This window comes from Anabaena sp. CCY 9910 (genome assembly GCF_963920875.1).
Classification (GTDB): Bacteria; Cyanobacteriota; Cyanobacteriia; order Cyanobacteriales; family Nostocaceae; genus Trichormus; species Trichormus variabilis.
Genome location: NZ_CAWUDJ010000098.1, coordinates 1 through 2,710, shown reverse-complemented (window position 1 = coordinate 2,710; position 2,710 = coordinate 1). Strand labels below are relative to the sequence as shown.

General features: G+C 35.1%; 1 protein-coding gene and 1 pseudogene. One reads left to right on the top strand and one right to left on the bottom strand.

The window, feature by feature from the left end; all coding sequences use genetic code 11:
- A partial coding sequence (locus ACM5QX_RS29395; RefSeq protein ID WP_414756733.1) for a WD40 repeat domain-containing protein occupies positions 1 to 1,008 on the top strand: 1,008 nt, incomplete at its 5' end.
- A gap of 148 nt (positions 1,009 to 1,156) precedes the next feature.
- Here ACM5QX_RS29395 and ACM5QX_RS29390 read toward each other — a convergent pair.
- Positions 1,157 to 2,484 (bottom strand): annotated as a pseudogene (locus tag ACM5QX_RS29390) (IS701 family transposase).
- Positions 2,485 to 2,710: the final 226 nt, after the last annotated feature.

Genomic DNA, 2,710 nt, shown 5'->3' with positions numbered 1-2,710 from the left:
AATGGAGATGTTATAGGTACTGCTACTAGTGGACAAGGGAATGGTGGCAATATAAGCATCAATATTTCAGATAGAATCTCCGTTGATGCAGTGGGGAACGACGTAATTTCAAATTACAAATCTAGTTCTGTAGAATCTCATTCTGTAAAAATTGCAGGAGAAATCAACTTTAACGTGAGGTCGCTTCTTGATAGAAAGATTGCTAGTCGCATTGAATACAAAACAGTCAGTTTAAACAATCGAGATAGGCTAGTCTTTGTAAATTACAAAGATAATCTTAATAATGCCGATCAAACCATTTCAAGTAATGATAACAGTATTGTTGCTTCTATTAGTGGTGGCAACACAGTCCTCTTGAGTAAGAATGGCTCATCACTCAGCCTAAAACTTAATAATTCTGTTAGTGCCATTGCTCTTCATCCCAATAATAAGATTCTTGCTTCTGGTTGTGATGATGGGACAATATACTTTTGGAATGTTAATACTGGCAAATTAATACGTAGTTTAAAAGTCCATGAGAGTAAGGTAAACAAAGTTAATTACAGCCCTGACGGACGGAGAATCACCTCTGCTAGTGATGATGGTATTGTCAAAGTTTGGTATCCTGACTCATCTAGTAGTAACCCAGGATTCATAATTGTAATAGTTTCATTAATTTCCGTATTTTCTGGAATCATAGTATTATTTGTTGTAACAAAGCGCCGACAAAGTAAGCAGCATAACAATACTTCTAATACTCAAACCAGTTACATTATAACTGGGTGGGTAGTATGTGTTATCCCAGAAGATTGGCGAAGCGACCTAGAAGCCTTGCGCTATGAATTGATTACTGCAAAAAATCCCACATGGTACGTCAGATTCATTACAGTCACAACATTAGTAGATATGCTTTTTGGTGGTATCCGAGTGAAGTTGCATAATTTCTATTATGGTAATAACTTCATGGCAGTTCCTGGTCGCCCTTCTATCACCGACAAGAAAGATAATTCAGTAAATCACAATGATTGAAATGAGTAACCTGCTTGACTCTTCCAACTTCCAAGCAGGTACTCTTTACTCAACGTAGGAGAGCAACAAATGGATTCTAATCTTGCTACTAACCCACACTATCCCTCTTCTGTCAGTTTCCGGATTAAACAAGTAATAAATAGCGAAATTATCCAGAAGCATAAAAGGGTTTAAATTGATTCATTTGAGAAATTAGGTGATTAAACCCAGCAATAAATCAGAATTAGGAAAGATATCTAACCAAGGATAAATCAGCCAAAATAGAAAGAGTGGTTGGACAATTAAACGAAGATTATTGAGAGTATTCTTCCATCCATTTTGATGATTCCATTGTTGATGAGCAGAAAAATGCTCAGGCTTACTGTCTTGTACTTTAGTTTCAACTTGATGAGATTGATTTAAGGATAAAAAGACTGGAGAATTTAAACTAATCATCGTGTAAACCGAAAAAATAATTTCCTACCATTTTTCAATATGCTGAAAATTAGTAAAACGATAATCTGTCCAACCTAATTCCTGTTTACACTGGCGAAACCCATATTCTACCCATGTTCTTAATCCATAGAGGTCTCCTAAAGTTTTCTTTAGGTTCCCTTGTAAATTAGTCATGATAAAAGAACTAGAATTTTCCGGCATTGTTTCTGTGTCAGTAGTTATTTCCCAATAAGTTATTGCTCTTCTTTTACCATAAATTATTTCTCGGATATATCTAGTTTCTGATTTCAGGTTGCTAAATGTTCTCTCGAATTTACACCATTTATTAGCTCTAACGCTCTGCGAAGCTGGCAGCCAGACTCCATGATTACTTCTAATTGCTACGACATAAGATAATTCATAGTCATTTAGTTTTTTAATAAATTCGCTACTTTCACCATATAAACTATCCGCTAGTACTAGTTCAATATTAAAGCCTTCATTTATTAATTCTGTAATAATTTCTGATGCTAACTCTATTTTGGTTTTATATTTATCTCCTTCTTTGAGCGTCTCTTTCGGTTTAAATACCTTAAAACTTAATGGAAATGTTATATTTTTATAAACTCCATAAGTATTGACTGACACTATTCCATTATCTATTTTTCCTACGCTCCCTAGATATTGTCTTGCTACATAATCTGTCTTTTTACCTTTTTTCCTATCTCCCGTTTCATCTATTACTACGGTTATCGCATGACCATTTAATGCTTTCTTTAATTTCTTTAATCTTCGGCTCTTTAATTTCTCTACTGACCAATCTGAATAGGCTATAAAATGATGTAATGACTGTGCCGAGTTTATACTTACTACTTTAGCTATCTCCGGCAATGATTTTCTTTTTATTGGTGAAATTATCCCTAAATGTAAATATTTGAAGCATTCATAATTTCTTACTTCTTTGAACAGGCCTTTGTACTCTGCACAATATTCATCTATGAGCGCAACTGTTGGCTGGGCATCTCTGGGTAAATGTTTTAAGATTTGTAGTTCTACATCCATTGCTCTACTTACCTTGTAGAGTTTTATTTTTCCTTTCTTCTATTCATTTTATCCGGAAACTGACAGAAGAGGGCTATAATGATATGACAAACAACAACCTTGCATCTGTTTCGATCACAACCCTCAACTCAGATTCAGTATTGATGGCTCGTATTGCAGAGGAAGGGTTACTTGACATACTCACCGACCTAAAGGTGCGGTGATTCTTGACGCTTCACCGGACTGT